The organism is Dellaglioa sp. CoH-55-MRSF-7, from assembly GCF_056782235.1.
Window position 1 is genome coordinate 1 of the sequence record NZ_JBXAYI010000014.1, and the last position, 3,254, is coordinate 3,254.

The 3,254-nt window shown below is 31.8% G+C and carries 4 protein-coding genes and 1 tRNA gene; 2 read left to right on the plus strand and 3 right to left on the minus strand.

From position 1 onward, the window contains the following. The 3 genes from AC1RPU_RS07520 to AC1RPU_RS07530 all read right to left on the minus strand — a co-directional run bounded on the left by AC1RPU_RS07520 (nucleotide 1) and on the right by AC1RPU_RS07530 (nucleotide 2,490). A tRNA-Tyr gene (locus AC1RPU_RS07520) sits at nucleotides 1–81 on the minus strand. Nucleotides 82–147: 66 nt separating this feature from the next. Next, nucleotides 148–972, minus strand: a complete 825-nt coding sequence (locus AC1RPU_RS07525) for a metallophosphoesterase (RefSeq protein ID WP_481761866.1) — start codon at nucleotides 970–972, stop codon at nucleotides 148–150. A gap of 60 nt (nucleotides 973–1,032) precedes the next feature. After that, entirely contained in the window at nucleotides 1,033–2,490 is a 1,458-nt protein-coding gene (locus AC1RPU_RS07530; RefSeq protein WP_481761865.1) for a peptide MFS transporter, read from the minus strand. Between the two features lie 193 nt (nucleotides 2,491–2,683). On the opposite strand from AC1RPU_RS07530, the gene AC1RPU_RS07535 reads away from it, so the two are divergent. Both AC1RPU_RS07535 and AC1RPU_RS07540 read left to right on the plus strand, forming a co-directional pair. Then, entirely contained in the window at nucleotides 2,684–2,899 is a 216-nt protein-coding gene (locus AC1RPU_RS07535) for a transposase (RefSeq protein ID WP_481761913.1), read from the plus strand. Nucleotides 2,900–3,016: 117 nt separating this feature from the next. Further along, nucleotides 3,017–3,121, plus strand: coding sequence for a hypothetical protein (locus tag AC1RPU_RS07540; RefSeq protein WP_481762193.1), 105 nt, complete (start codon nucleotides 3,017–3,019; stop codon nucleotides 3,119–3,121). Nucleotides 3,122–3,254: the final 133 nt, after the last annotated feature.

The following is a 3,254-nucleotide window of genomic DNA, read 5'->3' on the forward strand; positions in this document are numbered from 1 at the left end:
TGGAAGAGAGTGGATTCGAACCACCGAACCCGAAGGAGCGGATTTACAGTCCGCCGCGTTTAGCCTCTTCGCTACTCTTCCATATCAGCTTTATCCGACTTAACTATCATACAAATAAATGGATTAAAAATCAAGCTTTTTTTTCAATTATTTTAAATTAATTATTTGTAACGTAAATTTCCACTCATCGAAGAACGTATTTTTCGTCCATTCGTTATATTTTTTCCGCCCATATCCCACTGGCTTCGTATAATACGTCGTTTCATTAATTTGAATAGGATCATGTTTGATATGGAGGTGCCCAAATAAAACTTTTTCTACTTTATAGTATTCTAACAGATCTCCCATCTTTTGACTACCTAACATGCCGTTTGCAACGTTCCAGAAACGATTATCATTATTAATTTTAATATACAATTCATTAGGTACAAAATGAGTCATAAATATTATTTTTTTATTTAATTGTTTCGCATCACTCAATAATTTTTCAGTTTGTCTTAAACTTAATTTAAATCTCTCGACATCTGGCATTGGTTGAACAATTTTACGATCGATCCAATAGTTTGTTTTCCAATGTAGCATTTCTTTATCAGACCGTTTTAGCTGTTTTGAGTAACTGTAATCGTACCATCCATTATTACCTATAATACGCCATTCAGTGCCGGAGATATCCAAATATTGATTATGGAGATAAGAATCATTCACTACACTTTCTAGCTCATCAAATGTTATATTTTTAACCATGTCATGGTTACCTGCAATAAATAAGACAACAATTTTATTATTTAACTTTCTTTTCAGTCTAATAATATAATCAATCGTTTTATTAAAATCATTAAATAAATCTCCTGTAATAAGATAATACTCAATATTTTTCGCTAATAGATAATTTACTTGTTCATCAATAATTATATCCACATCAACTTTATTAATATCAAAGTGATTATCACTACTAGTTGCAATAATTGTCATGTTTCCCTCCAAAAAAAGATATGTTAATTAAAATTAACATATCTTTCATTAAAAATCTATTTAATTAACGCCTTCCATTAATTTATGAATTCTTGGAATAAAGAAACTCAACATAATACCAAAGGCAACAGTAATTCCACCAACTACAGCAAAGTACATTGATTCAGTAGCGGGTGTGTATAACCGAACAATTTGTGAATTCAATGCTTGAGCAACAGCATCACTCAAGAACCAAACACTCATCATTTGAGATTGAAAACTTTTTGGTGCAAGTTTAGTAGTAATTGATAAGCCAACTGGAGAAACCAAAACTTCACCAAGCATAACCATCATCCAACTTGCAACTAACCATAATGGGCCAACTTTAGTATCTGTTCCAAAAAGAACACCAGGGAGCATCATCCAAAGGAAAGATGCTCCAGCAAATACTAGACCAATTGAAAATTTAGCTGGAGAACTAGGTTGTTTCGATCCTAATTTAACCCATAACCAAGCAAATATTGGAACATAGATTAATATGAATAACGGATTCATACTTTGAAAGAAACTAGCTGGGAAAGTGAACCCAAAAGCACTTAACTGCGTTCTAGTTGACGCAAACATTGCTAAAACAACTGAACCTTGTTCTTCAATTGACCAGAATAAGATACTGGCAATAAATAACGGAATATACGCTGTAAGTCTTGATCGTTCAATTTTTGTTGTTTTCTTACTTGTTAACATCATTGTAAAGTAATAGACAGGGATGATAACTGCAAGAATTGTGATTAAAAGAATGACATTCGTAATATTTAATGATTTAAATAGGAACATGATAACTAAAATTAAAGCTAAAGCTATAACACCGATTGAAGATTTTTTAAGAATAGTTGATAATTCGTTAGGTTGAATAGGGTCATTAGGATATAAACTATCTTTTGTTAAATATTTTCTTCCGTCAAAGTAATATTGAACTAAGCCGAAAAACATCCCAATAGCTGCTAATGAGAATCCAACGTGGTAATTATATTCTTGACCAACCCATCCAACTAGCAACGGTGCAATCAAAGCACCAATATTAATCCCAGATACAAAGATACTGAAACCAGAATCACGTCTTGGATCCTTACTATTGTATAATCCACCAACCATTTCAGAAACATTAGGTTTTAACAACCCTGTTCCCAATACGATTAACGCGATAGATATGAATAAAGCAACTGATTTAAAGGGTGTTGCAAGAACAATATGTCCTAGCATTATTAGTATTCCACCAATAAACACTGTTTTTCTACTACCCCAAAGGCGATCACTAACGAAACCTCCAATGACACCTGATAAATAAATTAATGATCCATAAATGGACATAATTGACATGGCTGTAGCTTGATTATAACCAAGCCCATCCACTTCTGAAATCATATAGTATAAAAGAATTGCTCGCATTCCGTAATAACTGAATCGCTCCCACATTTCTGTAAAAAATAGTGTTGATAATCCTCTAGGATGACCAAAAAAGGCCGTATCTTTATTTTTCATGGACTTCCTCCGATATAAATCTAGTATATGTATTTTAATGCATTACACATTATACAATGTATATATATCAATAGTCAAATCAAATTTTTACTTATATCTCATCATTTACTACTTGTTTTATCATTTAACGTCTTTCTAATATGTGAAAAATTTTATATCCATTATTAAGTAATAGTGTAACAAAAAATGCTCTATAGTATCTGCTATTTTTGCTAGAACAATCTATCAAGTGACTAAGTATTTTATCCGGTTCATTTTAGAAGCACGCGAAAACGTTAAAGTAATCGTTACTTATATAAACTATACGTATCCCAAGTTTACGAGAACTTTGTTATTCCCGAACGCCATAGTTGTTTACGATCAATTTCACATTTACAATGCACTTATGCATGCATTTAATAAAACTTGAATTCAATTTTTTAAAAAAATTGTTTACTCATTTTAATTTAACATGAAGACTATGTGAAAAACGCTATTAACTATCCTTATTCTAATAGCCTACTTGAAGGAAGGGACTAACAATAAATTGAAAATTATTAAACGTAATGCCTACGGATTTAGTGATTTTAGGAACCGTGTTTCCTTTGTAATGAGAAATAAAACTATAAAAAAAGGTGTTGTCACTTTGTGACAACACCTTTTTTTATATTCAGCAACGGTCGTAAAATTTTATTGTTTTATTTTTAATAGCATGGCAACGTCCTACCCTCGCAGGGGGCGACCCCCAACTACTCTTGGCGCTAAGAAGCTTAACTTCTGTGTTC

Excerpts from the sequence above, each read along its gene's own strand:
- AC1RPU_RS07525 (WP_481761866.1), bottom strand. The coding sequence starts at position 972 with ATGACAATTATTGCAACTAGTAGTGATAATCACTTTGATATTAATAAA.
- AC1RPU_RS07530 (WP_481761865.1), bottom strand. The coding sequence starts at position 2,490 with ATGAAAAATAAAGATACGGCCTTTTTTGGTCATCCTAGAGGATTATCA.